General features: G+C 66.4%; 23 protein-coding genes. 16 read left to right on the top strand and 7 right to left on the bottom strand.

Annotated features, from left to right (window positions below; genetic code table 11):
- Both upp and AX730_RS01435 read right to left on the bottom strand, forming a co-directional pair.
- On the bottom strand, positions 1 to 633 hold the full coding sequence (upp, locus tag AX730_RS01430) for a uracil phosphoribosyltransferase (protein WP_062350847.1): 633 nt from the start codon (positions 631 to 633) through the stop codon (positions 1 to 3).
- 113 nt (positions 634 to 746) lie between these two features.
- On the bottom strand, positions 747 to 3,575 hold the full coding sequence (locus tag AX730_RS01435; RefSeq protein WP_083537632.1) for a TonB-dependent receptor: 2,829 nt from the start codon (positions 3,573 to 3,575) through the stop codon (positions 747 to 749).
- 254 nt (positions 3,576 to 3,829) lie between these two features.
- Here AX730_RS01435 and AX730_RS01440 point away from each other — a divergent pair, with 254 nt between their 5' ends.
- From AX730_RS01440 to AX730_RS01450, 3 genes are read left to right on the top strand one after another with little or no spacing between them, the layout of a single operon-like run.
- Positions 3,830 to 4,957, top strand: coding sequence for an NHL repeat-containing protein (locus tag AX730_RS01440; RefSeq protein WP_062350854.1), 1,128 nt, complete (start codon positions 3,830 to 3,832; stop codon positions 4,955 to 4,957).
- The gene (locus tag AX730_RS01445) at positions 4,954 to 6,336 is read left to right on the top strand and encodes a purple acid phosphatase family protein (protein WP_407071464.1); all 1,383 of its coding nucleotides are present in this window, start codon (positions 4,954 to 4,956) and stop codon (positions 6,334 to 6,336) included. Before AX730_RS01440 ends, AX730_RS01445 begins: the two co-directional genes overlap by 4 nt.
- A gap of 29 nt (positions 6,337 to 6,365) precedes the next feature.
- A complete protein-coding gene (locus AX730_RS01450; protein ID WP_062350860.1) occupies positions 6,366 to 6,977 on the top strand; it encodes an inorganic diphosphatase in 612 nt (203 codons plus the stop codon).
- A 116-nt stretch (positions 6,978 to 7,093) separates the two neighbouring features.
- Here the strand turns inward: AX730_RS01450 and AX730_RS01455 are convergent, their stop codons facing one another.
- Positions 7,094 to 8,590, bottom strand: a complete 1,497-nt coding sequence (locus tag AX730_RS01455) for an aminotransferase class III-fold pyridoxal phosphate-dependent enzyme (protein WP_062350863.1) — start codon at positions 8,588 to 8,590, stop codon at positions 7,094 to 7,096.
- A gap of 119 nt (positions 8,591 to 8,709) precedes the next feature.
- Between AX730_RS01455 and AX730_RS01460 the strand changes: the two genes are divergently transcribed.
- The 6 genes from AX730_RS01460 to secF all read left to right on the top strand — a co-directional run bounded on the left by AX730_RS01460 (position 8,710) and on the right by secF (position 14,810).
- Positions 8,710 to 9,141: an Lrp/AsnC family transcriptional regulator gene (locus AX730_RS01460; RefSeq protein ID WP_062350866.1), complete on the top strand. Its 432-nt coding sequence runs from the start codon at positions 8,710 to 8,712 to the stop codon at positions 9,139 to 9,141.
- 56 nt (positions 9,142 to 9,197) lie between these two features.
- Complete coding sequence (queA, locus tag AX730_RS01465) at positions 9,198 to 10,232, top strand: tRNA preQ1(34) S-adenosylmethionine ribosyltransferase-isomerase QueA (protein ID WP_062350869.1); 1,035 nt, start codon at positions 9,198 to 9,200, stop codon at positions 10,230 to 10,232.
- Positions 10,229 to 11,368: a tRNA guanosine(34) transglycosylase Tgt gene (gene tgt, locus AX730_RS01470; protein WP_062350872.1), complete on the top strand. Its 1,140-nt coding sequence runs from the start codon at positions 10,229 to 10,231 to the stop codon at positions 11,366 to 11,368. The genes queA and tgt overlap by 4 nt, the downstream gene beginning before the upstream one ends.
- Before the next feature lie 138 nt (positions 11,369 to 11,506).
- Positions 11,507 to 11,839 carry a preprotein translocase subunit YajC gene (gene yajC / locus AX730_RS01475; protein ID WP_062350875.1) on the top strand — a complete coding sequence of 111 codons (333 nt, stop codon included), beginning with the start codon at positions 11,507 to 11,509 and terminating at the stop codon, positions 11,837 to 11,839.
- A 99-nt stretch (positions 11,840 to 11,938) separates the two neighbouring features.
- Positions 11,939 to 13,822 (top strand): protein translocase subunit SecD, encoded by a 1,884-nt coding sequence (gene secD / locus AX730_RS01480; RefSeq protein WP_062350878.1) that lies wholly within the window; start codon positions 11,939 to 11,941, stop codon positions 13,820 to 13,822.
- 13 nt (positions 13,823 to 13,835) lie between these two features.
- Positions 13,836 to 14,810: a protein translocase subunit SecF gene (secF, locus tag AX730_RS01485; RefSeq protein WP_062350881.1), complete on the top strand. Its 975-nt coding sequence runs from the start codon at positions 13,836 to 13,838 to the stop codon at positions 14,808 to 14,810.
- A gap of 216 nt (positions 14,811 to 15,026) precedes the next feature.
- Here the strand turns inward: secF and AX730_RS01490 are convergent, their stop codons facing one another.
- A complete protein-coding gene (locus AX730_RS01490; protein WP_062350884.1) occupies positions 15,027 to 15,848 on the bottom strand; it encodes an inositol monophosphatase family protein in 822 nt (273 codons plus the stop codon).
- Positions 15,849 to 15,944: 96 nt separating this feature from the next.
- On the opposite strand from AX730_RS01490, the gene AX730_RS01495 reads away from it, so the two are divergent.
- The 3 genes from AX730_RS01495 to AX730_RS01505 are packed head-to-tail and all read left to right on the top strand — an operon-like array spanning position 15,945 to position 19,848.
- A complete protein-coding gene (locus AX730_RS01495) occupies positions 15,945 to 16,751 on the top strand; it encodes an RNA methyltransferase (protein ID WP_062350887.1) in 807 nt (268 codons plus the stop codon).
- A gap of 50 nt (positions 16,752 to 16,801) precedes the next feature.
- Positions 16,802 to 17,731 carry a phosphate/phosphite/phosphonate ABC transporter substrate-binding protein gene (locus tag AX730_RS01500; protein WP_083537633.1) on the top strand — a complete coding sequence of 310 codons (930 nt, stop codon included), beginning with the start codon at positions 16,802 to 16,804 and terminating at the stop codon, positions 17,729 to 17,731.
- Entirely contained in the window at positions 17,728 to 19,848 is a 2,121-nt protein-coding gene (locus AX730_RS01505; RefSeq protein WP_062350890.1) for a putative bifunctional diguanylate cyclase/phosphodiesterase, read from the top strand. Before AX730_RS01500 ends, AX730_RS01505 begins: the two co-directional genes overlap by 4 nt.
- Before the next feature lie 125 nt (positions 19,849 to 19,973).
- Here the strand turns inward: AX730_RS01505 and AX730_RS01510 are convergent, their stop codons facing one another.
- Positions 19,974 to 20,594, bottom strand: a complete 621-nt coding sequence (locus tag AX730_RS01510) for an exopolysaccharide biosynthesis protein (RefSeq protein ID WP_062350893.1) — start codon at positions 20,592 to 20,594, stop codon at positions 19,974 to 19,976.
- Position 20,595: 1 nt separating this feature from the next.
- Complete coding sequence (locus tag AX730_RS01515) at positions 20,596 to 21,933, bottom strand: hemolysin family protein (RefSeq protein WP_062350896.1); 1,338 nt, start codon at positions 21,931 to 21,933, stop codon at positions 20,596 to 20,598.
- 278 nt (positions 21,934 to 22,211) lie between these two features.
- Here AX730_RS01515 and AX730_RS01520 point away from each other — a divergent pair, with 278 nt between their 5' ends.
- Together AX730_RS01520 and AX730_RS01525 are read left to right on the top strand one after the other, a co-directional pair.
- A complete protein-coding gene (locus tag AX730_RS01520) occupies positions 22,212 to 22,838 on the top strand; it encodes a DUF47 domain-containing protein (RefSeq protein ID WP_062350899.1) in 627 nt (208 codons plus the stop codon).
- A 12-nt stretch (positions 22,839 to 22,850) separates the two neighbouring features.
- Positions 22,851 to 23,972 (top strand): inorganic phosphate transporter, encoded by a 1,122-nt coding sequence (locus tag AX730_RS01525; protein ID WP_062350902.1) that lies wholly within the window; start codon positions 22,851 to 22,853, stop codon positions 23,970 to 23,972.
- 72 nt (positions 23,973 to 24,044) lie between these two features.
- Here the strand turns inward: AX730_RS01525 and AX730_RS01530 are convergent, their stop codons facing one another.
- Complete coding sequence (locus AX730_RS01530; RefSeq protein ID WP_062350905.1) at positions 24,045 to 24,455, bottom strand: hypothetical protein; 411 nt, start codon at positions 24,453 to 24,455, stop codon at positions 24,045 to 24,047.
- 42 nt (positions 24,456 to 24,497) lie between these two features.
- Between AX730_RS01530 and AX730_RS01535 the strand changes: the two genes are divergently transcribed.
- Together AX730_RS01535 and AX730_RS01540 are read left to right on the top strand one after the other, a co-directional pair.
- A complete protein-coding gene (locus tag AX730_RS01535) occupies positions 24,498 to 24,836 on the top strand; it encodes an MGMT family protein (RefSeq protein WP_062350908.1) in 339 nt (112 codons plus the stop codon).
- A gap of 43 nt (positions 24,837 to 24,879) precedes the next feature.
- Positions 24,880 to 25,530 (top strand): rhomboid family intramembrane serine protease, encoded by a 651-nt coding sequence (locus AX730_RS01540; protein ID WP_062350911.1) that lies wholly within the window; start codon positions 24,880 to 24,882, stop codon positions 25,528 to 25,530.
- The last annotated feature ends 37 nt before the right edge of the window (positions 25,531 to 25,567 follow it).

A 25,567-nucleotide genomic window follows, 5' to 3' on the forward strand; every position in this document is an offset into this window, starting at 1 on the left:
TCAGCCGATCCGCGTACCGAAGATGCGGTCGCCCGCATCGCCCAGGCCGGGCAGGATGTAGCCCTTGTCGTTGAGGCGCTCGTCGATGGCGGCGGTGTAGACCTCGACATCGGGATGCGCCGCTTCCAGTGCCTTGAGGCCTTCGGGTGCGGCGACCAGGAAGATGCCCTTGATCCGCTTCGCGCCCGCACGCTTGAGCATGTCGATGGTGGCGATGAGTGTACCGCCGGTGGCGAGCATGGGATCGAGGATCAGCGCATCGCGTTCTTCCAGTCGCCCGGTGAGCTTCTCGAAGTAAGGCACCGGCTGCAGCGTTTCCTCGTCGCGTTGCAGGCCGACCACGCTGACGCGCGCGGTGGGGATCAATGCCAGCACGCCCGGCAGCATGCCGAGGCCGGCGCGCAGGATCGGGACCAGGGTGATCTTCGCGCCGGCGATCTTCTTCACCTGCACCGGACCGGCCCAGCCCGCCATCGTCTCGGTGGTCAGTTCGAGATCGGCGGTGGCCTCGTACGCGAGCAGCGTGCCGAGTTCGGTGACCAGTTCGCGGAAGTCCTTGGTGTTGAGGCCGGCATTGCGCAGCAAGCCGATCTTGTGTTGCACGAGGGGATGGCGGACTTCGACGGTTTTCATGGGGATGGCACGCGGGGGGACCTGGCTAGCTTACGGCATGACGGCAGCCCGGCAGGAACGCGAAAGGCCGGCAAACGAGCCGGCCTTCCGCATGCCCGCCTGTCCCGGGCAGGTCAGAACTTGTAGCTGACGCCTCCCAGCCAGGAGCGGCCAAAGCTCTCCATTTCCAGTACGCGATTGCGGGTGCCCTGGAAGCGGACCTGCTTGGTGTCGCCGATGTTGTTGACCTCGGCGAACAGCCGCCACTGCTTGTTGATGCTGTAGCTGGCGGAGAAATCCAGGCTCGCGCGCGCGCCCCAATAGACGTCCAGTGCGGGATTGCTGATGTCGAACGACTGGATGAACTGGGAGCGGTAGTTGTAGGCCAGTCGCGTGTTGAAGCCGTACTTCTCATACGTCAGCGCCGCATTGTAGTTGGTGCGCGACGTGCCGGGCAGCTCGGTCGACCCCAAGCCGAAGGGAAGCTCGGCGCTGGACTTGGCGTAGGTGTAGTTGGCATACACACCGAGACCGGACAATGCGCCCGGCAGATTGTCGAACGTCTGTTGCCAGGTCAGCTCCGCGCCACGCAGCATCCCGCTGGAGCCATTCTCGGCTCGCGTGACCTTGCGGGTGTAGTTGGTGCCGCCCACGGTGACGGTCTCGTTGCGGCTGGCGACGAACAGCGGATCATTGATGCGCTTGTAGAACAAGGCAGCAGAGATCAGGCCCAGTGGACGAAGATAGTGTTCGTACGAGAGGTCGAAGTTGTGTGCGTAGGCGGCCTTGACGTCAGGATTTCCTTCGGCGACATCCGAGGCCTCGGTTTCGCCGACGATGCGGTAGGGAGCCGTGTGCATGAAGTCAGGCCGGTTCAGGCCGGTCGAATACGCTGCCCGCAGCACACTGTCCGGACTCAGCTCGTAGCGGAAGTGAAGGCTGGGCAGGAGATCGTCATAGCGGCGGCTGGCACGGCGCGGGATCAGCTCTTCGGTAACCGAGTTGAACTGCACGGCACGTCCTTCCAGGGTGGTGCGCTCGTAACGGACGCCGGCGATCATGGTCAGCGGTCCCCAGTTGGCGTCCAGGCGGACATAGCCGGCACGCACGTCTTCCTGGGCGCTGTAGTCGGCCGTGACCGAGTCCGCCAGCAAGCGCTGATGGTTGGCGCTGTTGCGCAACGGCCCGGCGTAGTTGGAGAAGATATCGCGACAGAAGCGGCGGCCGGCCAGGAAGTAGCCGAAATTGTTGGACACGCCGCTGCACAGCATGTCCGACATGGTGACGCCCAGCGCATTGAAGTCGGTGGCCGAGCCATTGCGGTAGCGCTCGTCATCGAACATCTTGTCGCGCGAGCGCGAACGCACGCCAAACTGGATGCTGCCACTGTCGCCAAGGAAGCTCTGCTGGCGTTCGGCGTCGAAGCGTACGCCGGTTTCGGTCTCCTCGTTGTATTCGAACCGCTCGTTCAGGCGGCGAAAGGCGAACCAGCCTTCGGGCAGGTTGACCCCGGTGGCGGGCGCATCGGCGCGGCCGAGGATCGCCCAGGTCGGAAAGTCGTAGTTGGTGTAGTCGTAGCGCATCTGCGGTCTGACGGTCGACCGGAAGATGAACTGATCGCGCGGGTCCGTGGTCTTGGTCGCTTTGCTCTGCGAGAGCTGCCAGTCGAACTTCCAGTCGTCGCCTACGAAGTGTTCGCCACCCAGGTTGTAGGTGCGGATGCTCTTGTCGTAGGTGCGTTCACGCAGCTCCTTGTCGAAGGTGGCGCGCGCCTGGCCGGTGGTCTCGTTGGAGGTGGCCGCGAAATTGTCCAGGGTGATGATCAGATTGTCGCGGAATTCGCGATCCTTGAAGTTGGCATCCGACGCGACGAAGTACACCAGGTTGCCTGGATCGATACGGTAGTCGAAACGTCCGGTAAGGCCGGTGCGGGTCCGCGTGCCCTCGTAGTCCTTGATCTGGATTTCCGTAGGCGCGAAGCCACCGGCGATGGCGCTGTAGAGGGTCTCGACATTGTCGGTGAAGCGCCCCTGCTTGCTGTAGGAACCGGAGAACAGGACGCCAATGTTCTTGTCGGCGCCGAATCGCTGGCCGATCGTGGCGTTGTAGCGTTCGTTGTCACCGCCGCCCAGTTGGTACTGGCCCATCGCGGCCGATGCCCTCAACGTCATTCCATCGCGGTCCAACGCGCTCTGCGTGCGGATATTGATATTGCCGCCGATGGCGTCGCCATCCATGTCGGGCGTGATCGCCTTGGTCACCTCAAGGGCGGCGATCACGTCGGACGGGATCGTATCCAGTTCCACGCCGCGGCTGGTGCCATCCGGGTTGGCCAGCGGAACGCCATCCAGAGAGACCGTGGTGTATTCCTTCGGGGCGCCGCGGACGGTCACGTAGCGGCCTTCGCCCTGGTCGCGCTCGATGGACACGCCCGGGATACGCTGGGTCGACTCGGCGATGTTGTTGTCGGGGAACTGGCCCAGCAGATCCGCCGACACCACGTTGACGTAATTGGTCGAAGAGCGCTGCTGGTTGAGTGCCATCGCCTGAGCGTCGCGCATCGCGCGGACTTCGATGCGGTCCAACTCGGTCGCGCCCGGTGCGCCGGCGGTGCTGCGAAGGACCACGTCCACGCTGGCATGCTTGCCCGCGCCGATCTCGACGTCGATCTCCTGCGGCTGGTAGCCGATGTAGTCCACTGCGAGGCGATACTTTCCCGGGCTGAGTCCGGCAATGCGGAAACTGCCGTCGCGCTCCGTGGTGGTCTGGAAGCCATTGAGCGTGACGCGCGCACCGTCCAGGTAGACGCCGCGCGCGGCCTCTTTCACTTGACCGGTGACAATGCCGGATGCGCCTTCGGCAAGTACGGTCGTTGCACCTTGCTGCGCGTGCGCCGCCTGGGCGGCGGTGAGGGCGAGCACGGCAGCGATTGCCGTGGTAATGGCGGAATGTCTGCAGTTCATGGGTGGGTTGGTCGCTGTGGGTAGAGAAAGTGGGCACGGTCATGCCGCGCGGCATAACGGAATCTTTCTTCACGAATGTTTCATTGCCATGAATCCGCGATCTATCGTCTTCGTGTTGTCATGCTCGAAGACAACCAAGCCGTTGGATTCGATGCGCCGTGGGGCGGCCACCATGCAAGCGTCATGCGGCAGAAATAATTCGGTCATAGCATCCGCGCTCGTGCAGGACGTCCGTGCCTTGGAGAAGGGTCTCTATGAAGTTGCGTGTCGGTATCGTGGCAACCTGTCTCATGCTTGCCGGCTGTGGTGAACGAACGGCGGTTGATCGAGAGCCCGACACCCGTGTCGCCGTCACGCCGGATGCGCCCAGTACGCCCGACACGCGCGACATCCCGGTGATCCAGGAAGTCCTGCTGACGCCGATGACGCCGTCCGACAACATCGATTCGCCCGCGTCGTGGACGACGGTCGACGGTCAGCGCTGGCTGATCGCCACGGCGAAGGCGACCGACAGGCTGGTGGTGTACGACGGCCAGACCGGTGCGCATCTGCGCAATGTCGGTGCGACCGGCAAGGGTGCGGGCCAGTTCAAGCGGCCGAACGGCATCGCCGTGGTGGACGACCTGGTGTTCGTGGTCGAGCGCGACAACCATCGCGTGCAGGTGCTGTCGCTGCCGGCGTTCAAGCACGTGCAGACCTTCGCCGCCGAGCAGTTGCAGAAGCCCTATGGCCTGTGGATCAACAAGGCCGGCAACGGCTACCAGGTCTACGTCACCGATGCCTACATGGCGGCCGAGGACGCGCAGGGCGAAGACATCCTGCCGCCGCTGGACCAGTTGGACAAACGCGTGTGGCGCTTCGACGTCGCGCGCCATGGTGATGCGCTGGTAGCGAAGACGATCGGCAGCTTCGGCGACGCCACGGCCGACGGCGCACTGCGCGTGGTCGAATCGATCTGGGGCGACCCGGCCAACGACCGCCTGCTGATCGCCGAGGAAGACGAGACCTACGCCAACGAGCTGAAGGTTTACGACCTGGCCGGCAAGTACGCCGGCAAGACCATCGGCCGTGGTGTGTTCAAGGCGCAGTCCGAAGGCATCATGCTGAAGACCTGCGGCGACGGCAGCGGCTGGTGGCTGACGACGGAGCAGGGCAAGGGCCGCACGGTGTTCCACCTGTTCGACCGCAAGACGCTGGCGCATACCGGCGCGGTGACCGGCGCGCAGGTCGCCAATACCGATGGCATCTGGCTGGACGCGTCCACGTCCGAGCGGTTCCCCGAAGGCGTGCTGTACGCCGTGCACGACGACCAGGGCGTCGTCGCCTTCGATTGGCGCGACATCGCCAAGGCACTGTCGCTTCCGGTGTGCCAGGCACCATGACGAATCCAGGGCGAGTGATGCGGCAGGGCCTGCTGGCCGCGCTGCTGCTGGGGGCCTGCGCAGCGGCAAGTGCGCAGGACGCGGCAGCGCGCCAGCCGGAGCCGAACACGCGCGTGCCGAAGGGCGTGATGCGCTACGCGCCGACGGGGTTCCCTGACCGCATCGTGGCGTCGCCGGCGCAGGAGGCGTCCACCGGCATCGCGGTCGCCTGGCGCACGGCGGCCACGGTCAGCGCGCCGTTGCTGGAGATCGTCGTCGCCGGGGATTCGCCCGACATGGGCGAGCCGCGCCGCATCATGGCCACCAGTACGCTGCTGAAGACCGAGAACGGCAATGCGCACCATCATCGCGTCGACGTGGGGGCATTGCAGCCGGATACGCTGTACGCCTGGCGCGTGCAGGGCGACCGTACGTGGAGTGCCTGGCACCATACACGCACGGCGGCGAAGGCGTCCGGGCCACTGACGCTGCTGTACTTCGGCGATACCCAGAACAAGAACGTCAGCCTGACCACCCGCGTGGTGCGGGAGGCGATGCGCTACGCACCCGATGCACGGCTGGCGTTGTATGCCGGTGACCTGGTCAGCGGCGGCGATGGCGAGGACGACAACGAGTGGGGCGAGTGGTTCGAGGCGAACGAAACGTTGCCGACCTCGCTGGTCGTCGCGCCGGCGCCGGGCAACCACGAGTACTTCGAGGAATTCGAGGACACGCCACAGGAGCGTCGCGTGCTGGGCGCGCACTGGCCGGTGACGTTCGCGCTGCCGGGCAACGGCGTGGCACAGGCGCGGCGCACGACATACTGGTTCGACTACCAGGATGTGCGCGTCGTGGTGATCGACGGTACCTCCGCGCTCGACCTGGGCACGGCAGAAGCGCAGGCCGCGTGGCTGGACCAGGCATTGGCGTCGAATCCGCACCGCTGGAGCATCGTGATGACGCACCAGCCGTTCTTCTCGCCGCGCGAGGGTCGCGACAACGTGGCGTTGCGCCGGCACCTGCTGCCGGTGATCCGCAAGCACCAGGTCGACCTGGTGCTGCAGGGTCATGACCACGTATACGGCCGCCTGAAGAGTCCGCCACCGGTGTTCGTGGTGTCGGTCACCGGCGCCAAGCAGTACCGGTTGTCGGACGAAGCCCGCAAGACGATGCGCCCGGTCGCCGAGGACACGCAGCTGTTCCAGGTGTTGCGCTTCGATGGTCCACGCCTGCGCTATGAAGCGCGCACGGCCACAGGCCGCCTCTACGATGCCTTCGAGCTGGTCGATGACGGCGCGAACGGCAAGCAGCTGATCGAACGCACGGAAGGCCGCATCGAAGCACGCGCATGCGCCCGCACCGAAACCCTCAAGGGTCGCGCCGACCGGTGCTGGGAATGAAGCGTTCTACTCTCCACAGGAAATTCCACATGACGAAGCGTCTTCCCTTGTTACTCGCATTGCTGCTCACGACCGTGGGGGGCGACGCCCTCGCGCGCGAGGGCCATATCCGTCATCCCTTCCTCGCCCAACAACCGAAGGCGGCGCCGGAGGAAGTGCTGCTGGCGGTGGAGATTCCCGCCGGCAGTTTCACCAAGTACGAAATCAACGACGAGGGCTTGGTCTACGTGGACCGATTCCAGTCGATGCCGGTCGCCTATCCTGCGAACTACGGGTCGATGCCACGCACGCTGGCCGGCGATGGCGACCCGCTCGATGCGCTGGTGCTGACGCGCGAGCCGTTGCATCCCGGCGTGCTGGTGAAGTTCCGCCCCATCGGCGTGCTGCGCATGATCGACGCGGGCGAGCGCGACGAGAAGATCATCGGCGTGCCGACCGACAAGATCGATCCGACCTATTCCAACATCCGCGACCTGGCCGACCTGCCCGAGATCGAACGCCAGCGCATCGAGGCGTTCTTCCGCGTCTACAAGGACCTGCCGAAGGGTCGCAATCCCGTGCAGCTCAACGGCTATGGCGATGCGAAGGAAGCGAAGGCGCTGATCCAGGCGTCGCTGGAGCGCTTCGCCGCACAGCCGTAGGGCGGGCCCAGGCCCGCCGTCGCACGCGACAAGCGAACGTGGTGGTTGGAAGCCCGATGACGGACAAGGAAAAGGCGAGCCGAGGCCCGCCTTTTTCGTCGCATGGGCCGATAGGATCAGGCGGCCGCGGCCTGGCTGATGCGCGGACCCTCGCGCAATGCCTTGCCGACCATGCCGACCAGCAGATCCAGCTCCTCGGCGGCCATGGCGAAGTGCGGGGTGAAGCGCAGCGAGTTGGCGCCGCCATGGATGACGTTCAAACCCTGCTGGCGCAGCCATTCCTCGGTGGAACCGGTGCCGTAACACTTGAACGCCGGCGACAGTTCGCACGAGAACAGCAGGCCGGTGCCCTGCACGTTGGTGATCAGGCCGCCGAGTTCGCCCTGCAGCTGCTGCAGCTTCTGCACCGCTTCGACGCCGCGCTTGCGGATGTTCTCGCGCACCTGCGGGGTCAGCTGCGCCAGCGTGGCGCAGGCCACGTCCAGCGCACGCGGGTTGGTGGTCATGGTGTTGCCGTATACGCCCTTGCGGTACAGGCCGGCAGCGCGCTCGTTCACGGCCAGCACCGACAGCGGGTACTGGGCAGCGTTGAGCGCCTTGGAGTAGGTCTCCATGTCCGGCGCATCCAGCCCTTCGAAGCCCGGGTAGTCGACGATGGACAGCACGCCATGCGCACGCAGGCCGGCCTGGATGGAGTCCACCAGGAACAGGCTGCCGTGGCTGCGGGTCAGCTCGCGCGCAGCGGCGTAGAACGCCGGCGGCACCGAACGGCCCGGGTCGCCTTCGCCCATCACCGGCTCCAGGAACACGGCTTCGACGAACCAGCCCTTGCTCTCTGCATCGGCGAAGGCCTGCTTCAGCGCCTCCACGTCGTACGGCGGGATGGCGATGACCGAATCCTCGCCGCGGTAGCTGGCCAGGTGCTGCTGGTAGGACTTGCGCGAGGAATCCGAGTACAGCGCCGGACGCTCGGTGCGGCCATGAAAGCTGCCCTTCACCACGATGCGCTTGATGGTGCGGCCGGCATGGCGGCCGTCCGGATCGGTCATCAGCTTGCTGTTGATGTCGGCGATGCGCGCGGCCAGGCCGACGGATTCGGAGCCGGAGTTCAGGCACAGGAACTTCGCGAACGGGCAGCCGCCGCGGGTGTGGCCGATCTCCTTGCGCAGGGCGCGGTCGAAGCGCAGCTGCGACAGGCTGGGGGTCATGATGTTGGCCATCACCTGTGGGCGGGCCATCGCTTCCAGCACGGCGGCGGGCGTGTGGCCGAAGCCGAGCATGCCGTAGCCACCGGCGTCGTACAGCACGGCGCCATTGAGCGTGACCACCCACGGGCCGCGCGCGGCCAGCGCGATGTACGGGTTGATGGCGTCGTCCGCGTAGAAGTTGACGTAGCCGGCCTGTACGGCGCGCAGCTGTTCGGCCTCGTCGAGTGCGAACAGTTCGGCGAACTCGTCCTGCAGGCGGGCGTGCTCGGCGGCGGCGGCTTCGATGACGGCCACCAGGTCCGGGTGGCCCTTGGCGAGGCGTTCGACGGTGGCGTCGTCCAGGCCATGGGTCAGGCGCTGGCCCGGGTGGGCGCGCAGCGGGGCGAGATGGGCGGTCAGGGCCATGGAAGTGCTCCGGCAGGAAACGGCAAACCCGTATTATCGGGAATAATTCGTCATTTGACAGTTGTGAACTGCGCGCATTTAGGGGATATTTCGTCGATTCGACGAATCTCGCCTGTTCAATGAAGCTCACCGACGCCGACCAGCAATTGCTCTCCATGCTCCGTGAGAACGCGCGTGCCTCCACCGCGCAGATCGCGCGTCGACTGAGCCTGTCGCGGACTACCGTGCAGAGCCGCATCGAGCGCCTGGAACGCGAGGGCGTGATCAGCGGTTACACCGTGCGCGTGCATGACGAGTACGACCGCAGCCACCTGCGTGCGCACATCATGATCGCCGTGCATCCCAAGCAGATGACCTCGGTGGTCGCCGCCCTGCGTGCGATGCCGGAGCTGCGCGTGCTGCATTCGGTCAGTGGCGGCCACGACCTGATCGCCATCGGTGCCGTGCCGACCGTCGGCGACATGGACCTGCTGACCGACCGCATCGGCGCGCTCGAAGGCGTGGAGCGGACCACCTCGTCGATCGTGCTGTCGACCAAGTTCGAGCGCTGACGACGAGGCGTCCGGGCGGGCTCCCGTACAATGCCCGCCCCCGCAAGGCCCCGACCGTGAAGAAGTCCGATTTCCATTTCGACCTGCCCGAAGCGCTGATCGCCCAGGCGCCGCTGCCGGAGCGCTCCGCCAGCCGGCTGCTGGTGGTACCGCCCGGCGATGCGCCGTTCGCGGACCATCATGTGCGCGACCTGCCGGCGTGGCTGCAGTCCGGCGACCTGCTGGTGTTCAACGACACGCGCGTGATCCCGGCGCGGTTGTTCGGCCAGAAGGAAAGCGGTGGGCGCGTCGAGATCCTGATCGAGCGCCTGCTGCCGGAAAACGCGGCGCGTGCGCAGATTGGCGCCAGCAAGTCGCCCAAGCCGGGCAGCCGCATCCAGCTAGATGCCGGCGGCGAAGCGGAGGTGGTCGGGCGCGACGGCGAGTTCTACCAGTTGCGCTTCCACGTGCCGGGCGCGCTGGAAAGCTGGCTGCAGAAGGCCGGCCGGCTGCCGTTGCCGCCGTACATCCAGCGGGCGCCGGGGCAGGACGACGACGAGCGCTACCAGACGGTGTTCGCGCGCGAACTCGGCGCGGTGGCCGCACCGACCGCCGGCCTGCATTTCGACGACGCGCTGCTGGCGACCTTGCGCGACCGTGGCGTGGAATTCGGCCACGTGACGCTGCATGTCGGCGCCGGCACCTTCCAGCCGATGCGCGTGGACAACATCCACGAGCACCACATGCACAGCGAATGGCTCAACGTAGGGCCGGCGCTGGTCGAACAGGTGCGCGCGACCCACGCCCGCGGCGGCCGTGTCATCGCCGTGGGCACCACCGTCGTGCGTGCGCTGGAATCCGCGATGCGCGACGGCGGTTTGCAGCCGTTCGCCGGCGAGACGCAGATCTTCATCTTCCCCGGCTACCGCATCCACAGCGTGGACGCGATGGTCACCAACTTCCACCTGCCGGAGAGCACGTTGCTGATGCTGGTCAGCGCGTTCGCCGGCAAGGCGCGGGTGTTCGACGCCTACGCCCATGCGGTACGCGAGCAGTACCGCTTCTTCTCGTACGGAGACGCGATGCTGCTGTTCCCGGAAACGACCGCATGAGCCGGATGTCCTTCGATCTGTTGGCCACCGACGGCGCCGCCCGCCGCGGCCGGCTGACGTTCCCGCGCGGCACCATCGAGACACCGGCGTTCATGCCGGTGGGCACCTACGGCTCGGTGAAGGGCATCCTGCCCGAGCACGTCGAGGACCTCGGCGCCGAGATCATCCTCGGCAACACCTTCCATCTGTACCTGCGGCCGGGCCTGGACGTGATCGGCGCGCATGGCGGCCTGCACGGCTTTGCCCGCTGGAACAAGCCGATCCTCACCGATTCCGGCGGTTTCCAGGTGTTCTCGCTGGCCCACCGGCGCAAGATCACCGAACAGGGCGTGACGTTCGCCTCGCCGGTGGACGGCAGCAAGGTCTTCCTCGGGCCCGAGGAGAGCATGCGCATCCAGAAGGTGCTGGACAGCGACATCGTGATGATCTTCGACGAGTGTCCGCCGGTGAACATCGACGGCAAGCCGGTGCATCCGCGGGTGATCGAGCGCTCGATGGAGCTGTCGCTGCGCTGGGCCGAGCGGTCCAGGCGCGCGCATGAAGGCAACGACGCCGCGCTCTTCGGCATCGTGCAGGGTGGCGTGCACCACGACCTGCGCACGCGTTCCGCGGAGGGACTGAAGGCGATCGGCTTCGACGGTTACGCGATCGGCGGCCTGGCGGTCGGCGAGACCGAGCAGGAGCGCAACACGACGCTCGAGCACACCTGCCCGCAGCTGCCGACGGACCAGCCGCGTTACCTGATGGGCGTGGGCCGGCCGGAGGACCTGGTGGAAGCGGTGGCGCGCGGCGTGGACATGTTCGATTGCGTCATGCCGACCCGCAACGCGCGCAACGGCCACTACTTCACCTCGTTCGGCACCGTGCGCATCCGCAACTCCAAGTACGAGCACGACCTGCAGCCGATCGAACCCGGCTGCGGCTGCTACGCCTGCCGCAACGGCTTCACCCGCAGCTACCTGCGCCACCTGGACCGCTGCAACGAGATGCTGGCCCCGATGCTCGGCACCCTGCACAACCTCTGGTACTACCAGCAGGTGATGGCGCAGATGCGGGCGGCCATCGCGGAGGGCCGGTTCCAGGCGTTCCGGGACGGGTTCTATGCCGCCCGCGGGGCCGCCGCGCCGCCCCTCTGATGCCGGTTCCGTCCTCGGCCGGGGAACCATCCGGCGCCGGGGCGGTCTTTTCCAGTCCGGGCCAAGGGGATGCCCGGACGGCCCCCGTCGGCGCGTGGCATAATCCCCGGCTGCTTTTGATACCGACTGGACAAGTCCATGAATCTGCTTGATTTCTTCGTTGCCCCCGTGTTCGCCCAGGCCGCTCCGGCACAACAGGGCATGGGTACCTTGGTGTTGATGCCAATCCTGCTGGTCGTCATGTTTGTATTCATGATCTGGCCGCAGATGAAGCGTGCCAAACAGCATCGGGCCATGCTCGAAAAGCTGTCCAAGGGTGATGAGGTGATCACCTCCAGCGGCATCGCCGGCACCGTCACCGACATCGGCGACAACTTCGTGACCATCGAAGTGGCCGACAACGTGCGCATCCGCGTGCAGAAGGCCGCGGTGGGCAACGTGCTGCCGAAGGGCACGCTGAAGTCCGCCTGATCCATCCCGTCCCGTCGCTCGCGCGGGGGGAAGGTTTCCCGTTTCATTCCGAACCACTGTTGAGCGCGTGCCCGGAACGGGCCTGCGCGGGTCGCCACGATGCTTGAATTCCCTCGCTGGAAATATGCCCTGATCCTGATCGTCGTGTTGGCGAGCGCGTTGTACGCGCTGCCCAACCTGTATCCGCAGGATCCCTCGGTGCAGATCACCGCCAACCGTGGCTTCGCCATCGATACCGCGCTGCGTGGCCGCGTCGATGCCGCGCTGAAGGAGGTGGGGGTGCAGGCCAAGGAGGTCGACACCGAGGCCGCCAGCATGCTCGTGCGCCTGCCCAGCCTGGATGCGCAGACCGCGGCCAACGATGCGCTGCGCAAGGCGCTGGGCGAGGACTATCTGGTCGCGCTGAACCTGGCGTCCACCGTGCCGGACTGGATGGCCAACTTCGGCGCACGTCCGATGGTGCAGGGCCTGGACCTGCAGGGCGGCGTGCACTTCGTGCTGCAGGTCGACCAGAAGGCCGCGCTGGACAAGCGCGTCGACGGCTACCTGGAAGACACCCGCGTCACCCTGCGCGACAAGCGCATCCGCTATACCGCGGTCGAACGCCGCCCGAACAACAGCATCGTGGTCACGCTGGCCGATGATGAGGATGTGCCGGCGGCGCAGCAGGCATTGGCGCAGACCCTCAGCTCGCGCGGCAACAACGCCAGCACGCTGGCGACCGGTTCGGGCCTGAGCTACCAGGCCGCGGGCCAGCAGATCACCATCGGCCTGCCGCAGGCGGAGCTGGAGCAGATCGCCAGCGAGGCGATCGAGCAGAACCTGACCACGCTGCGCAACCGCATCAACGAGATCGGCGTGGCCGAGCCGATCATCCAGCGCCAGGGCAACGACCGCGTGGTCGTGCAGCTGCCCGGCGTGCAGGACACCGCCGAGGCCAAGCGCCTGATCGGCGCGACCGCCACGCTCGAGTTCCGCGCCGTCGTGGAAGGCAACGCCGCCGACGCCGTGGCCAGTGGCCGCATCCCGCCGGAAGCCAAGGTCTTCCAGCTGCGCGACAACGGCGGCCCGGTGCTGCTCAACAAGCGCGTGCTGGTTTCGGGTGACGAGATGGTCAATGCCCGCGTCGGCGTGGACAACAACGGCGCACCGGCCGTGGACGTGACCCTCAACAACATCGCCGGCCAGCGCATGTTCGACTACACCAGCGCCAACGTCGGCAAGCTGATGTCGGTGGTCTACATCGAGCGCGTGCCGACCGTGACGATGGTCGATGGCAAGGAAGTGCGCAGCGTGCGCGTGCGCGAGGAAGCGCTGTCGCCGACCCGCATCGCCGGTGTGTTCGGCAAGAACTTCCAGACCACCGGCCTGGAGAAGACCGAAGCCGACAACCTGGCCAAGCTGTTGCGGGCCGGTTCGCTGGCCGCGCCGATGGACTTCATCGAGGAACGCGTGGTGGGCCCCAGCCTGGGCGCCGAGAACGTCGCCCGCGGCACCAAGGCGGTGGTGTACTCCTTCGTCTTCGCGCTGGCGTTCTTCCTGGTGTACTACCGCATGTTCGGCCTGATCACCTGCGTCGCGCTGCTGCTCAACCTGGTGATGGTGGTGGCGGTGATGTCGCTGTTCGGCGCGACCATGACGCTGCCCGGCTTCGCCGGCCTGGCGCTGACCATCGGCATGTCGGTGGACGCCAACGTGCTGATCAACGAGCGCATACGCGAAGAACTGCGGGCGGGGGTGCCGCCGCAGGCGGCCATCGCGACCGGCTACGACAAGGCGTCGGGCACCATCTTCGACTCCAACATGACCGCACTGCTCGCCGGCGTGGCGCTGTACGCCTTCGGCACCGGTCCGCTGAAGGGCTTCGCGGTGACGATGGTCATCGGCATCCTGACCTCGGTGTTCACGGCGGTCACCGTTTCTCGCGGCATCGCCACCCTGATCTACGGCGGCCGCCGCAAGATCAAGTCCATCGCCATCTGACGGGAGACAGAAGATGAGCCTTTTCCCGTTGCGGCTGATTCCGCACACCACCAACTTCAACTTCATGCGCGTGCGCTGGGTGTCCATCGGCATCGCGGCGCTGCTGGCCCTCGCCGCGATCGGCGCCATCGCGTTCAAGAGCTTCAACTTCGCGCTGGACTTCACCGGCGGCACCGTCGTGGAACTGCGCTTCCAGACGCCGCCGAAGGTCGATGAAGTGCGCGAGCGCCTCGAAGCCGGCGGCTACGGCAGCGCGCAGGTGCAGACCTTCGGCACCGGTAGCGATCTGCTGGTGCGCCTGCAGCCGCGCGAGGACGCCGGCACGGCGGAAGGCGCCGAAGCGAGCAACCGGACCGCAGCGGACGTGCTGCGCCTGGCGTCGAGCGAAGGCAACAAGGCGACCGTGATGCGCAGCGAATTCGTCGGTCCGCAGGTCGGCAAGGAACTCGCGCTCAATGGCCTGTACACGCTGCTGTTCGTGGTGGTCGGCTTCCTGATCTACATCGCCGCGCGCTTCGAGTGGAAGTTCGCCATCTCGGCCATCGTGACCACCCTGGCCGACGTGCTGATCGTGGCCGGCTTCTTCGCGGCCAGCGGCATCGAGTTCGACCTGACCATCCTGGCCGGCCTGCTGTCGGTGATGGGCTTCTCGATCAACGACAAGATCGTGGTGTTCGACCGCGTGCGCGAGAACTTCCGCAACCTGCGCGCCGAGCCGATGGAGATCCTGAACCGCTCGATCAACCAGACGCTGTCGCGCACGATCATCACCTCGTTCGTCGCCTTCCTCACCGTGTTCGCCCTGTACTTGTACGGTGGTGGCTCGCTGGAAGGCATGGCGCTGTCGCAGATGATCGGCATCGTGCTGGGCACGGTCTCGTCGATCTTCGTGGCCTGCCCGCTGCTGACCCTGGGCTTCCTGACGGTCACCAAGCAGGACCTGATGCCGAAGGCAAAGGACGAGGCGCTGCTGGCGCGTCGTCCCTGAGTCGACCGGTTACCGGAAAAGAAAAAGGCCGCGCATTGCGCGGCCTTTTTTTGCTGCTCCTGTAGGAGCGACGTGAGTCGCGACCGCACGGCCAGATTGGCCGGTTCAATGGTTTGGAGACAGTCGATCAGATGGGGCGGTCGCTCGGCCAACGGCTATCGAGTGCTCCGGTTTCCGGTCGCGACTCACGTCGCTCCTACAGGTGAACGCGAGCGGTCAGCCGTTGAACGACGCCGCGTAGCCCGACGAGACGATGGTCTTCTGCAGTGCTTCGGCGACCTTGAGGTTGCCGGCGACGATCTGGCGGGGCAGGGCGGTGCGGCCGTCGATCTTGCCGAGCGCGGCGCCGCGGAAATCGCAGACCTTGCCGCCTGCCTCGCGCACCAGCAGCACGCCGGCCGCGATGTCCCAGTCCTTCACGCCGGCCTCGAAGTAGGCGTCGGCGCGGCCGCAGGCGACGTAGGCCAGGTCGAGCGCGGCCGAACCGGTGCGGCGGATGTCCTCGGCGTGCACCAGCAACTCGCGGACGCATTCCAGCTGCGCGCCGGCGCGGGCGCGCTCACGCGGCGGGAACCCGGTGGTGATGACGGTGCCGACGAGCTCCTTGCGGTCGGCCACGCGAATGCGGCGTTCGTTGAGCTGTGCGCCCGCACCACGGCTGGCGGTGAACAGGTCGTTGCGCAGGGGGTCGAAAATGACGGCATCGGTCGGTTCGCCGTTGTCCACCAGCGCGATGGACACGCAATAATGCGGGAAGCCACGCAGGTAATTGCTGGTGCCGTCCAGCGGATCGATCACGAAGGTGTAGCGCCCGTTGATCTGGGCGCCGCTCTCTTCGCCGACGAAGCCGTAATCCGGATAGGCACGGCGCAGCTCCTTGATGATGACCTTCTCGGCGTCAGCGTCCACCTCGCTCGCGTAATCCATCCGTTCCTTCTGCACCACGTTCAGCGCATCCAGCTTGTTGATGCTGCGCAACAGCACGTTGCCTGCCAGGCGGGCGGCCTTGGTCATGACGGTGACGACGGGCTTTTGCATGCGAACGAACCTCGGACAGGCGTGGGGTGGGGCGAAACGAGTGGAAAAGAGCAGCACGGCGCAGAGGCCGGCCCGCGCAGTTTACCATTTGCCCCCATGAACACGCCCGTCTCCTTCACCGAATCCCTTTCCTCGGCCGCCGCGACCCGCCTTCGCGTGGTGCTGGTCGGCACGCAGCACCCCGGCAACATCGGAGCGGCCGCGCGCGCCCTGAAAACCATGGGGCTGGCCCGCCTGGTGCTGGTCGCACCCGAGGACTATCCCGCCGACGAGGCCTACCGGCGTGCGGCCGGTGCCGACGACCTGCTGGGCGAGGCGCCGGTAGTGGCCTCGCTGGCCGAGGCCGTCGCCGACTGCCACCTCGTGCTGGGATGTACGGCGCGCAGCCGCCGTGTCCAGCTCGATGAGCATGCGCCCCGACAGGCCGCTGCGCTGGCCGTCGGCCGTGCGATGGCGGGGGCCGAAGTAGCGCTGGTGTTCGGTCGCGAGCGTACCGGCCTGAGCAACGAGGAGTTGCAGCTCTGCCATGCGGCCGTGCACATCCCCGCCAATCCGGAATACAGCTCGCTGAATCTGGCGGCGGCGGTGCAGGTGCTGGCCTACGAACTGAGGATGGCCTTGCTCGAGGGTAGGCCGGCGACGGAGCCGGTGCCGCTCCACCCTGACGAGATTCCCGCCAGCCATGCGCACATGGAAGGTTTTTTCGCGCAGCTTGGCGACACCCTGGACGCGATCGATTTCCACAAGGGCCGCGCACCGGATTCGGCGATGCGCAAGCTGCGGCGCTTGTTCGCCAAGGCCGACCTGAACGAGCAGGAAGTACGCTTGCTGCGCGGCATCTTGGCCGACGCCCAGCGCATGGCGCGGCTGGCGGGCGGCGGCGGGGCCGGATCACTGTCTTGAGCTCACGTTTTCCGATAGGCTGCCGCCATCGTTCTGGCGGGCGCCTATCGTTGCGTACAACCTGGTTCCGCCTGGCGCTGGTCGCGATCGGCGCTGCTCTGCTTCCCGCCGCCGTCGCCCCGGCGAACGCCGCCGGCGACGAACGCGTCCTCGTCCTGGGGCGCATCAGCGACGATCCCAAGGCGCATTACGAACAGCTCAAGCCGCTGCTGGACTATGTGGTCCCGCGGATGCGCGATGTCGGCATCACCGAAGGCCGCATCCTGATGGCGCGCGACGCCCAGCAGATGACCAGCTACCTGCGCCGTGGCCGGGTGGACTGGGTCACCGAAACCGCCGGGACCGGCATGCGCCTGCAGGAGCGCGCCGGCGCGCGTCCCGTGCTGCTGACCGAGCGCGGTGGCGTCAGCCGCTACCACGGGGTGTTCTTCGTCCGGCGCGACAGTGGGCTGGAGCGGCTGGCGGATCTGAAGGGGCGCACCGTGGCGTTCCAGAACACGGCCTCGACCAGTGCGTACTTCGCGCCCTCCGTGGCCCTGCTCGACGCCGGGCAGCGGATGGAGATCCTGCTGTCGCCGATGGACCGCCCATCGGCGGATGCCGTGGGCTACGTGTTCGCGCGCTCAGAGCTCAACATCGCGGCCTGGGTGCACAAGCGCCTCGTCGATGCCGGCGTGGTCAGCAACCTGGACTGGGAAGACGTACGCCGCATGCCGCCCGCCTTTCGCCGCGATTTCCGCGTGATCCACGAGACCCAGGATTTCCCGCGCGCGCTGGAGATGGTCCGCGGCGACCTCGATCCCAAGGTCGAGGCACGCCTGCGCGAGGTGCTGCTGGAAGCCGCCAGCGATCCCGCCGCGCGCGACGCACTCAAGGTCTTCTTCCGCACCACCCGGTTCCTGCCGGTGGATCCGGCCTCGCAGCAGGCGCTGGATGACCTGCGCCGCGGCGTGACCCGCGTCCGGGAGCAGGTGGAATGAGGTCCATGCGTTTCGGTCTGCAGGCGCGCTTCCTGGCGGCGATGGCCATCATGCTGGTGGTGGTGATCGCCCTGCTGGGCACGTTGCTGCACCGGCAGAAGGTGATGCAGCAGGACGTCGCCGATCTCGGCCGCGAGGCGATGCACGGCATGGTCGAGGACAGCCTGCGACGACACGGCGAGGCCACGGTGGACCAGTTGGGCGATGCGCTGGCGAATCCGCTGTACTACTTCGACCTGGACACGATCGGCAGCATCGTACGCTCGGCGCAGAAGGAGCCGGACGTCAGCTACGTGCTGGTCTACGACAACCAGGGCCGGATCATCCACGACGGCACCGCGGACATCGCCGTGTACGGGCAGACGATGACCGACCCGCTGGCGTACGAAGCGGTGAACGCGCGCAGCATGCACACGCAGTGGTCGACGCAGATCGTGGACGTGTCCGAGCCCATCATGATCGGCAGCGAGCGCATCGGCGGCGTGCGGGTGGGCTATTCGGTGGCGTCGGTGCGGGCCTACGAAGAGAAGGCGATCACGGCCGCCCGCGCCCGCCTCAACGAACTCGGTGCCCGCCATCTCGGCTGGATCGCGCTGTTGCTGGCGGCGCTGGTGGCCGCCTGCGTGGCGATCATGCTGTACGCGCAACGCACGCTGGTCGGGCCGATCCGCCAACTCGCCCGCGCCGCGCACGACATCGAGGTGGGCAACTACAACGGCGAACGCATGGCCAGCGAACGCCAGGACGAAGTCGGCGAACTGGTGCGTGCGTTCGGGACGATGAGCGACAGCATCGCGCGGCACGACCGCGACGTGCGGCGCATGGCCTACACGGATTCGCTGACCGGCCTGACCAACCGGCTGGCGTTCCGCGAGAGCCTGGATCACCGCCTGATGATGCTGCGTGGCGCCGGCCGCCAGCTGGCGCTGCTGTTCGCCGACATCGACGATTTCAAGCGTGTCAACGACACGCTGGGCCATGAAGCCGGCGACGAAGTCCTGCAGCAGTTCGCCCACCGCATTCGCGATGCAGTCGAACTGATGGGCGGCGACGATGCACTGCTGGCGCGCTTCGGCGGCGACGAGTTCGTCATCCTGATCCAGGACGGCGACGTACGCGGCAGCGCCACCCGGTTGGCCGAGAGGCTGGTGGCCGAGCTGGGGCGTCCGATCGTGGTGCAGGAGCGCCAGGTGTTCCTCGGCACGTCCATCGGCATCACGCTGTTCCCGGAGGACGCGTCCGGCGCGACCGCGCTGATGAAGAACGGCGACATCGCGATGTACCAGGCGAAGGTCGCCGGCAAGAACTGCTACCGCTTCTACAGCCGCGCCATGGACCAGGCCGTCGAGCGGCGCGTGCGGATGGAGCAGGAGTTGCGCGGTGCCTGGGAGCGCGGCGAACTCAGCCTGATGTACCAGCCGGTGTTCCGCATGGCCGACAGCCGCATCGTCGGTGCCGAAGCGCTGCTGCGCTGGCAGCATCCCGAGCTGGGCATGGTCGCGCCCTCGGTGTTCATCGACGTGGCCGAGCAGAGCGGATTGATCGAAAGCATCGGCCCGCGCGTGTTGCGCGCGGCGTGCACGGCGGCCGCACGCTGGGGCACGGACCGTGATGCGCTGGATCCGTTGTTCGTCTCGGTCAACGTATCGCCGCGGCAGCTGCGCAGCGGCGACCTGCCGGACGTGGTGGCCGAGTGCCTGCGCGATACCGGCCTGGCCGCATCGCGCCTGCACCTGGAACTCACCGAGACGGCGGTCATCAGCGACGAAGCGCACGCCAGTGCGTTGCTGGCGACGTTGCATCGCACCGGCGTGAAGGTGTGGCTGGACGATTTCGGCACCGGCTTCTCCGGCCTGAGCCACTTGCGTCGCGTGCCGGTGGACGGCGTGAAGATCGACCGCAGCTTCATCGCCGACATGCTGCGCGATCCGGACGACCTGGCGTTGACCACCGCGATCATCGCGATGGCGCACTCGCTGGGCATCACGGTCGTGGCCGAAGGCGTGGAGAAGGAAGGTCAGTTCAACCTGTTGCGCGAGCGCGGCTGCGACCTGGCGCAGGGCTACTGGCTGGGGTATCCGGTGACCGCGGCGGAGTTCGCGCAGCTGGTGGCGTAACGCAGCTTTGATGTGCCGTCTGTGGGAGCGACGTCAGTCGCGAGCTTTTCAGGTGCCGACACATCATCGCGACTGACGTCGGTCCCACACCCATGTCATGCCGCATCGCCATCCGATGCGACGGCTCAGAACCACTTCGCGATCAGCCCACTCAGCGATTCGACCAGGTTGCCGGACAGGAAGCCGAACACCACCACGGCGATGCCGCCGACGATCCACCCCACCAGCAGCAGCGCGCCGTCGCGTTCCAGCAGCGCCAGGGCGAACAGCAACAGCAGGAAGCCGAACACGTAGTTGGTGAACGGAATGGGCAATGCCAGCAGGATGCCCAGCAGGACCAGCAGCAGGCCGGTGAAGCTGAGTGCGATGCGGTTGTCGAGGAAGCCTGCCATGCGGGGACGCACCAGTTTTTCCAGACGACGCAGCCACGGTGCCATGCGCTGGCGGAAGCGCATCATCGCGCTGCGGTGCGGGCCACGCCGCGCCAGGAAGGCGGGCAGCCAGACCTTGCGCATGCCCAGCAGCAGTTGCACGCCGACCAGGATCACCATCGGGCCGCCGATCGCGCCGCCCACGCCCGGGATGAAGGCAGGCAACACGCCGATGAAAAGCAGCATGCCGAACGCGGCAGGGCCGAAATCCTTCAGCAGGTTGCCGAGTCGAAGTACCTCGTCGGGGTCCCCCGCGGCGAATCCGTCGAGCAGCGTGGCCGTGCTGGTGTGTCGCGGTGCGTCGTCGGCGGACATCTCAGACTGCCAGGTCTTCGCCGTCGGTCTCGGGCAGTTTCTGCAGCAGCAGCTTGTCGATGCGCGCGCCGTCGAGGTCGACGACCTCGAAGCGCCAGCCGGCCCAGTCCAGGTGCTCGCCGACGTGCGGGATGCGGCCGAAGCGTTCGATCATCATGCCGGCGACGGTGTTGTACTCGTCGTCGTCCGGCAGTGCCATGCCGCCGAGCAGTTCACGCAGGTCGTCGTTGGGCAGCGAGCCGTCCACCAGCAACGACCCGTCGTCGCGCACGACGACCAATGGCGCATCCTCGGTGTTTTCGCTCGCCTGCAGGCGGCCGACCACGGCGCCCATCAGGTCGCTCAACGTCACCAGGCCCTGGATTTCGCCATACTCGTCGACGACCAGCGCCTGCGACTGCTGCTCTTCGCGGAAGATTTCCAGCAGTTTCATCGCGTGGGTGGATTCGGAGACGAACAGCGGTTCGCGCAGCTTGATGAACAGCTCCGGCTTGCTGGCGCCGAAGCGGTCCAGCAGGGATTTCACTTCCAGTACGCCGACCACGTCCTGATCGCTGCCGCGATAGACCGGGAAGCGCGAGAAGGCGGATTCGTGCATCGTCTGCAGGTTGTCGTCGTACGGTGCCGCTGCATCCAGCCAGACGATCTTCTTGCGCGGCGTCATCAGGCTGTCGGCGGTGCGGTCGCCGAGGCGCAGCACGCGGTTCATCATGTTGCGCTCGTCGACGTCGATGACGCCGGCCTCGTGTCCCTCGGACACGAGCATGCGGATTTCTTCTTCACTGACGGTGGTTGCTTCGTCCTTGCCCAGGCCCAGCAGGCGCAGGACCAGGCGCGTGCTGTGGGAGAGCAGCCATACGAAGGGGAAGGCAACCTTCGCCAACCAGCCCATCGGGACGGCGGCAAACCCGGCGATTTTTTCCGGTGCGGTGATCGCCAGCCGCTTGGGCACCAGTTCGCCGAAGATCAGTGTGAGGAAGGTGATCAACGCCACCGCGAGGGTCTTGCCTATCAGCTCAGACCAGGGCTGCGGCTCGCCGACGAGGGTGAACGTGGCGGAAAGAGACGGGAATATCCCCTGCAACCACTCGGCGATGGCCATGCCGATGGCCTCACCACCGAACAGGCCGGTGAGCACGCCGATCAGCGTGATGCCGATCTGGACCGTGGAGAGGAAGCTTTCGGGCTTCTCGGACAGGTCCAGTGCGCGCTGGGCGCGATGGCTGGTCTGGGCCATCTGTTTCAGACGGCTCTTGCGCGAGGTCATGACCGACATCTCGGACATGGCGAAGAAGCCGTTCAACAGCACGAGCGCAAAAACAATGAGCAGCTCAAGCACGGGAGCCTCCGTTCAGAGCGGGGAGGGCCGGCGAGGCGGGCGGGGTCTGTCGCGGGGGACAGTGGGAGGAGGTAGGGTCGTCGTCCATAGGGTGCACCCGGAGGCGCGGGGCGAGTTTAGCAAACGGTCCGTGGCCCGATGCATGAAGCTGAACAAGACATTCGGCTACTGCGGGACGAGCCGTGCGATCGGGATCCGGCCGGGCTGTCCGGCAGCGTCATGAAACCGTCATAATTCGGCCCCTGAAGCCGTCCATCCCGTGACGGTGAGACCGCCCGATGTTCTCCCTCCAGACGATCTTCGGCTCCGGCCAGCAGTTCTACACGCTGTTGGACGAGGCCGCCCAAGCCGCCCACGACAGCACCAAGGCGCTGCACGCCATGATGAAGGCGACCGACCGCCAGCCGGCGCTCGATGCCTTCAAGCTGGCGCGCCTGCGTGAGCGCGCGGCCTCGGACAAGATCGGCAAGGCGCTGGTGGACAGCTTCATCACCCCGATCGAGCGCGAGGACATCGAAGCCCTCGGCTCGGCGCTGTACAAGATCCCCAAGCAGGTCGAGAAGTTCGCCGACCGCTACTCGCTGGCCATCCAGCACCTGGACGGCATCGACTTCGCGCCGCGCGCGGCGATGCTGGAGCAGGCGGCCAGCGTGGTGGTCGACATGGTCCACGAGATCAAGAAGATGAACATCGATCGCATGACCTCGCTCAACGAGAAGCTGCGCGCGATCGAGAACGAGGCCGACCGGCTGATGCTGGAGCTGTACCGCGATATCTATTCCGGCCGCCTGGACCATCTGCAGATGTTCCTGCTCAAGGAGTTCTTCGAGATCCTGGAGAAGGCCATCGACCGGTGCCGCGAGGCCGGCGTGGTGGCGTACCAGATCGTCCTCAAGAACAGCTGACGGGTCTCGCCCATGCTTACCCTTGTTCTGGTGGTGATCTTCGCCGCGCTCGTCTTCGAGTTCATCAACGGCTTCCACGACACCGCCAACTCCATCGCGACCGTCGTCGCCACCAAGGTGCTGTCGCCGGGCCAGGCGGTGATGCTGGCGGCCGGCATGAACCTGATCGGCGCGCTGATGGGCACTGCGGTGGCCAAGACGATCGCTTCGGGCCTGGTGAACACCGACGTGGTGCAGGTCACGTCGCAGGTCATCCTGTGCGCGCTGCTGGGTGGCATCGTGTGGAACCTGATCACCTGGTGGAAAGGCCTGCCATCGTCGTCGTCGCATGCGTTGATCGGTGGCCTCTGTGGCGCCGCGCTGGCTGCGGCCCACAACGACTGGGCCGCACTGATCTGGTCCGAGTCGCTGGGCGACTGGACCAAGAACAAGGGCATCCTGTGGAAGGTCGTGCTGCCGATGATCACTTCGCCGGTGGCGGGCTTCGTGCTCGGCATCCTGGTGATGGTGGCGTTGTGGGGCCTGATCGCGTTGCTGTCGCGTGCGGGCGGATGGCTGGGACGTCTGGCGCGCCCGCACTTCGTCAACAAGTTCTTCGGCAAGGCGCAGATCCTGTCGGCCGCCTACATGGGCTACGCGCACGGGCACAACGATGCGCAGAAGACGATGGGCATCATCGCGCTGACGCTGTTCGGTGCGGAAGCCAGCGGTGCGCTCGACGACCTGCCGGGTTGGCTGGCCTTCCTGCATCCCGGTACGGCCGGCGAGCAGGACATCGCGATGTGGATCGTGATCACCTGCGCCATCGTGATGGCACTGGGCACGGCATCGGGCGGCTGGAAGATCATCAAGACGCTGGGCCACAAGATGGTGAAGCTGCATCCCATCAATGGCTTCGCGGCGGAAACCAGTTCGGCGACCATCCTGACCGTGGCGGCGCACTTCGGCATGCCGGTGTCCACCACGCACAGCATTTCCACTGCGATCATGGGCGTGGGTTTCGCCAAGAATCCGCGCGCGCTGAAGTTCAGCGTGATCGAACGCATCCTGTGGGCCTGGGTGCTGACGATTCCCGCGGCGGGCGGCATTGCGTACGGCCTGCTTCGCCTGCTGGAATCCCTGGGCTGGGCGTAACACCCCGGCATGGACGCTGGAACGAAAAACGCCGGGCTTGCCCGGCGTTTTTCTTTGGATCGATGACGGTGGTTACAGCAGGTCGCCTTCGGCTGACAACGCGCGCTCCATGCTGTCGCCGAGGCCGCCGATCTCGAGCACCAGCCGATCCACCTCGGACGGACTGAGGCTTTCATACGGACGATTCTCGCACAGCTGCAGGTACGGCACGCCGTCGAGTTCGCCGATGGCCAGGTAGCCCACGCTGCTCTGCCAGTTGAAGGTCAGCGCGCGGCGGGCGTCGATGCCCGTCATCGGCGCGATCACCGTGCTGACGCGCAGGTAGCCGCGCTCGTCGTCGTTGCCCAGCTCGGACAGGAAGATCGCCTGGTGCCGCTTGCCGTTGCCCAGCGACAGCTCCACGCAGGCCACGTAGGGATCATGCATGGTCACCTTGTAGCCGGAGGAATTGAGGTGGCCACGGACCTGCTCGAAGTTGTGCATGGGATGCTCCCCCTATTGCGGTTGCCGCTATGCTAATCCGGCATGAGCGCCAAGTCTCCCGAAGATCGCATCCTTGCCGCAATCCGTGCGATACCTCACGGTCAGGTCGCCGGATATGGCGAAGTGGCGCATCGCGCAGGTCTGCCGGGCCGCGCGCGACTGGCCGCGCGCATCCTCAGCCAGAACGATGATCCCGCGCTGCCGTGGCATCGCGTGCTGCGATCCGATGGCCGCATCGCGTTCCCCGAAGGTACGAAGGCATTCCGCGAACAGAGCCAGCGCCTGCGCGCGGAGGGCGTGAAAGTGGAGAACGGACGCGTGAAACGACCGCGCAAGGCGAGCGATCTGGATGCGGCGCTGTGGGGGCCGGGCTCGCGTTAACGCGTGCCCCGTATGATGTGACGCGACCGTTCCGAGGATTGCCATGTTTCCCCGACTTCTCCCCGTCACCCGCAATCTGCTGATCGCCAACGTCGCTGTCTACCTGCTGCAGCTCGCGCTGGGTGGGGCGGTCGAGGCGTGGTTCGCGTTGTGGCCCATCGGCCACGGTTTCATGCCGTGGCAGTTGCTGAGCTACGGATTCCTGCACGACACCAGCGGCTTGATGCACCTGGCCTTCAATATGCTGGCGCTCTACATGTTCGGATCTGCGCTGGAGCAGACGTGGGGTCCGAAGCGCTTCCTGACATTCTTCCTGGTGTGCATTGCCGGCGCAGGCTTGCTGCAGCTAGTCGTGGGTTGGTGGGTGGTCTCGGGCGGCGCTTTGCCGTATCCCACGCTGGGTGCGTCCGGCGGCGTGTTCGGCCTGCTGCTCGGTTATGGGATGTTGTTCCCCAACCAGCGCATGATCGTGTTTCCGCTGCCCATGGAAATCAAGGCGCGCACGCTGGTCATCTTCTACGCCGTGCTCGCCCTGGTGCTCGGCTTCACCGGCCTGCAGCCGGGCGTGGCGCACTTCGCGCACCTGGGCGGCATGCTGTTCGGGTGGTTGGTGATCCGCTACTGGCGTGGCCAGCCGCCGTTCGGCAAGGGGCCGCGCAAGCCGAAGCCGCCGCACCTGCGCTCCGTCAAGTAAAGCGCGCCGGACGGGTAAAAAACGGCGCGGAATTCCG

The sequence above is a fragment of the Pseudoxanthomonas mexicana genome (assembly GCF_001556105.1).
Classification (GTDB): domain Bacteria; phylum Pseudomonadota; class Gammaproteobacteria; order Xanthomonadales; family Xanthomonadaceae; genus Pseudoxanthomonas_A; species Pseudoxanthomonas_A mexicana_A.

Coding starts and splice junctions, on each gene's coding strand:
- AX730_RS01450 (WP_062350860.1), top strand. CDS start 6,366: ATGACGAAGCGTCTTCCCTTGTTACTCGCATTGCTGCTCACGACCGTG.
- AX730_RS01530 (WP_062350905.1), bottom strand. CDS start 24,455: ATGCACAACTTCGAGCAGGTCCGTGGCCACCTCAATTCCTCCGGCTAC.
- AX730_RS01460 (WP_062350866.1), top strand. CDS start 8,710: ATGAAGCTCACCGACGCCGACCAGCAATTGCTCTCCATGCTCCGTGAG.
- secD (WP_062350878.1), top strand. CDS start 11,939: ATGCTTGAATTCCCTCGCTGGAAATATGCCCTGATCCTGATCGTCGTG.
- tgt (WP_062350872.1), top strand. CDS start 10,229: ATGAGCCGGATGTCCTTCGATCTGTTGGCCACCGACGGCGCCGCCCGC.
- AX730_RS01525 (WP_062350902.1), top strand. CDS start 22,851: ATGCTTACCCTTGTTCTGGTGGTGATCTTCGCCGCGCTCGTCTTCGAG.
- upp (WP_062350847.1), bottom strand. CDS start 633: ATGAAAACCGTCGAAGTCCGCCATCCCCTCGTGCAACACAAGATCGGC.
- secF (WP_062350881.1), top strand. CDS start 13,836: ATGAGCCTTTTCCCGTTGCGGCTGATTCCGCACACCACCAACTTCAAC.
- AX730_RS01435 (WP_083537632.1), bottom strand. CDS start 3,575: ATGAACTGCAGACATTCCGCCATTACCACGGCAATCGCTGCCGTGCTC.
- AX730_RS01490 (WP_062350884.1), bottom strand. CDS start 15,848: ATGCAAAAGCCCGTCGTCACCGTCATGACCAAGGCCGCCCGCCTGGCA.
- AX730_RS01445 (WP_407071464.1), top strand. CDS start 4,954: ATGACGAATCCAGGGCGAGTGATGCGGCAGGGCCTGCTGGCCGCGCTG.
- AX730_RS01510 (WP_062350893.1), bottom strand. CDS start 20,594: ATGTCCGCCGACGACGCACCGCGACACACCAGCACGGCCACGCTGCTC.
- AX730_RS01505 (WP_062350890.1), top strand. CDS start 17,728: ATGAGGTCCATGCGTTTCGGTCTGCAGGCGCGCTTCCTGGCGGCGATG.
- AX730_RS01535 (WP_062350908.1), top strand. CDS start 24,498: ATGAGCGCCAAGTCTCCCGAAGATCGCATCCTTGCCGCAATCCGTGCG.
- AX730_RS01455 (WP_062350863.1), bottom strand. CDS start 8,590: ATGGCCCTGACCGCCCATCTCGCCCCGCTGCGCGCCCACCCGGGCCAG.
- AX730_RS01495 (WP_062350887.1), top strand. CDS start 15,945: ATGAACACGCCCGTCTCCTTCACCGAATCCCTTTCCTCGGCCGCCGCG.
- AX730_RS01540 (WP_062350911.1), top strand. CDS start 24,880: ATGTTTCCCCGACTTCTCCCCGTCACCCGCAATCTGCTGATCGCCAAC.
- yajC (WP_062350875.1), top strand. CDS start 11,507: ATGAATCTGCTTGATTTCTTCGTTGCCCCCGTGTTCGCCCAGGCCGCT.
- AX730_RS01440 (WP_062350854.1), top strand. CDS start 3,830: ATGAAGTTGCGTGTCGGTATCGTGGCAACCTGTCTCATGCTTGCCGGC.
- AX730_RS01520 (WP_062350899.1), top strand. CDS start 22,212: ATGTTCTCCCTCCAGACGATCTTCGGCTCCGGCCAGCAGTTCTACACG.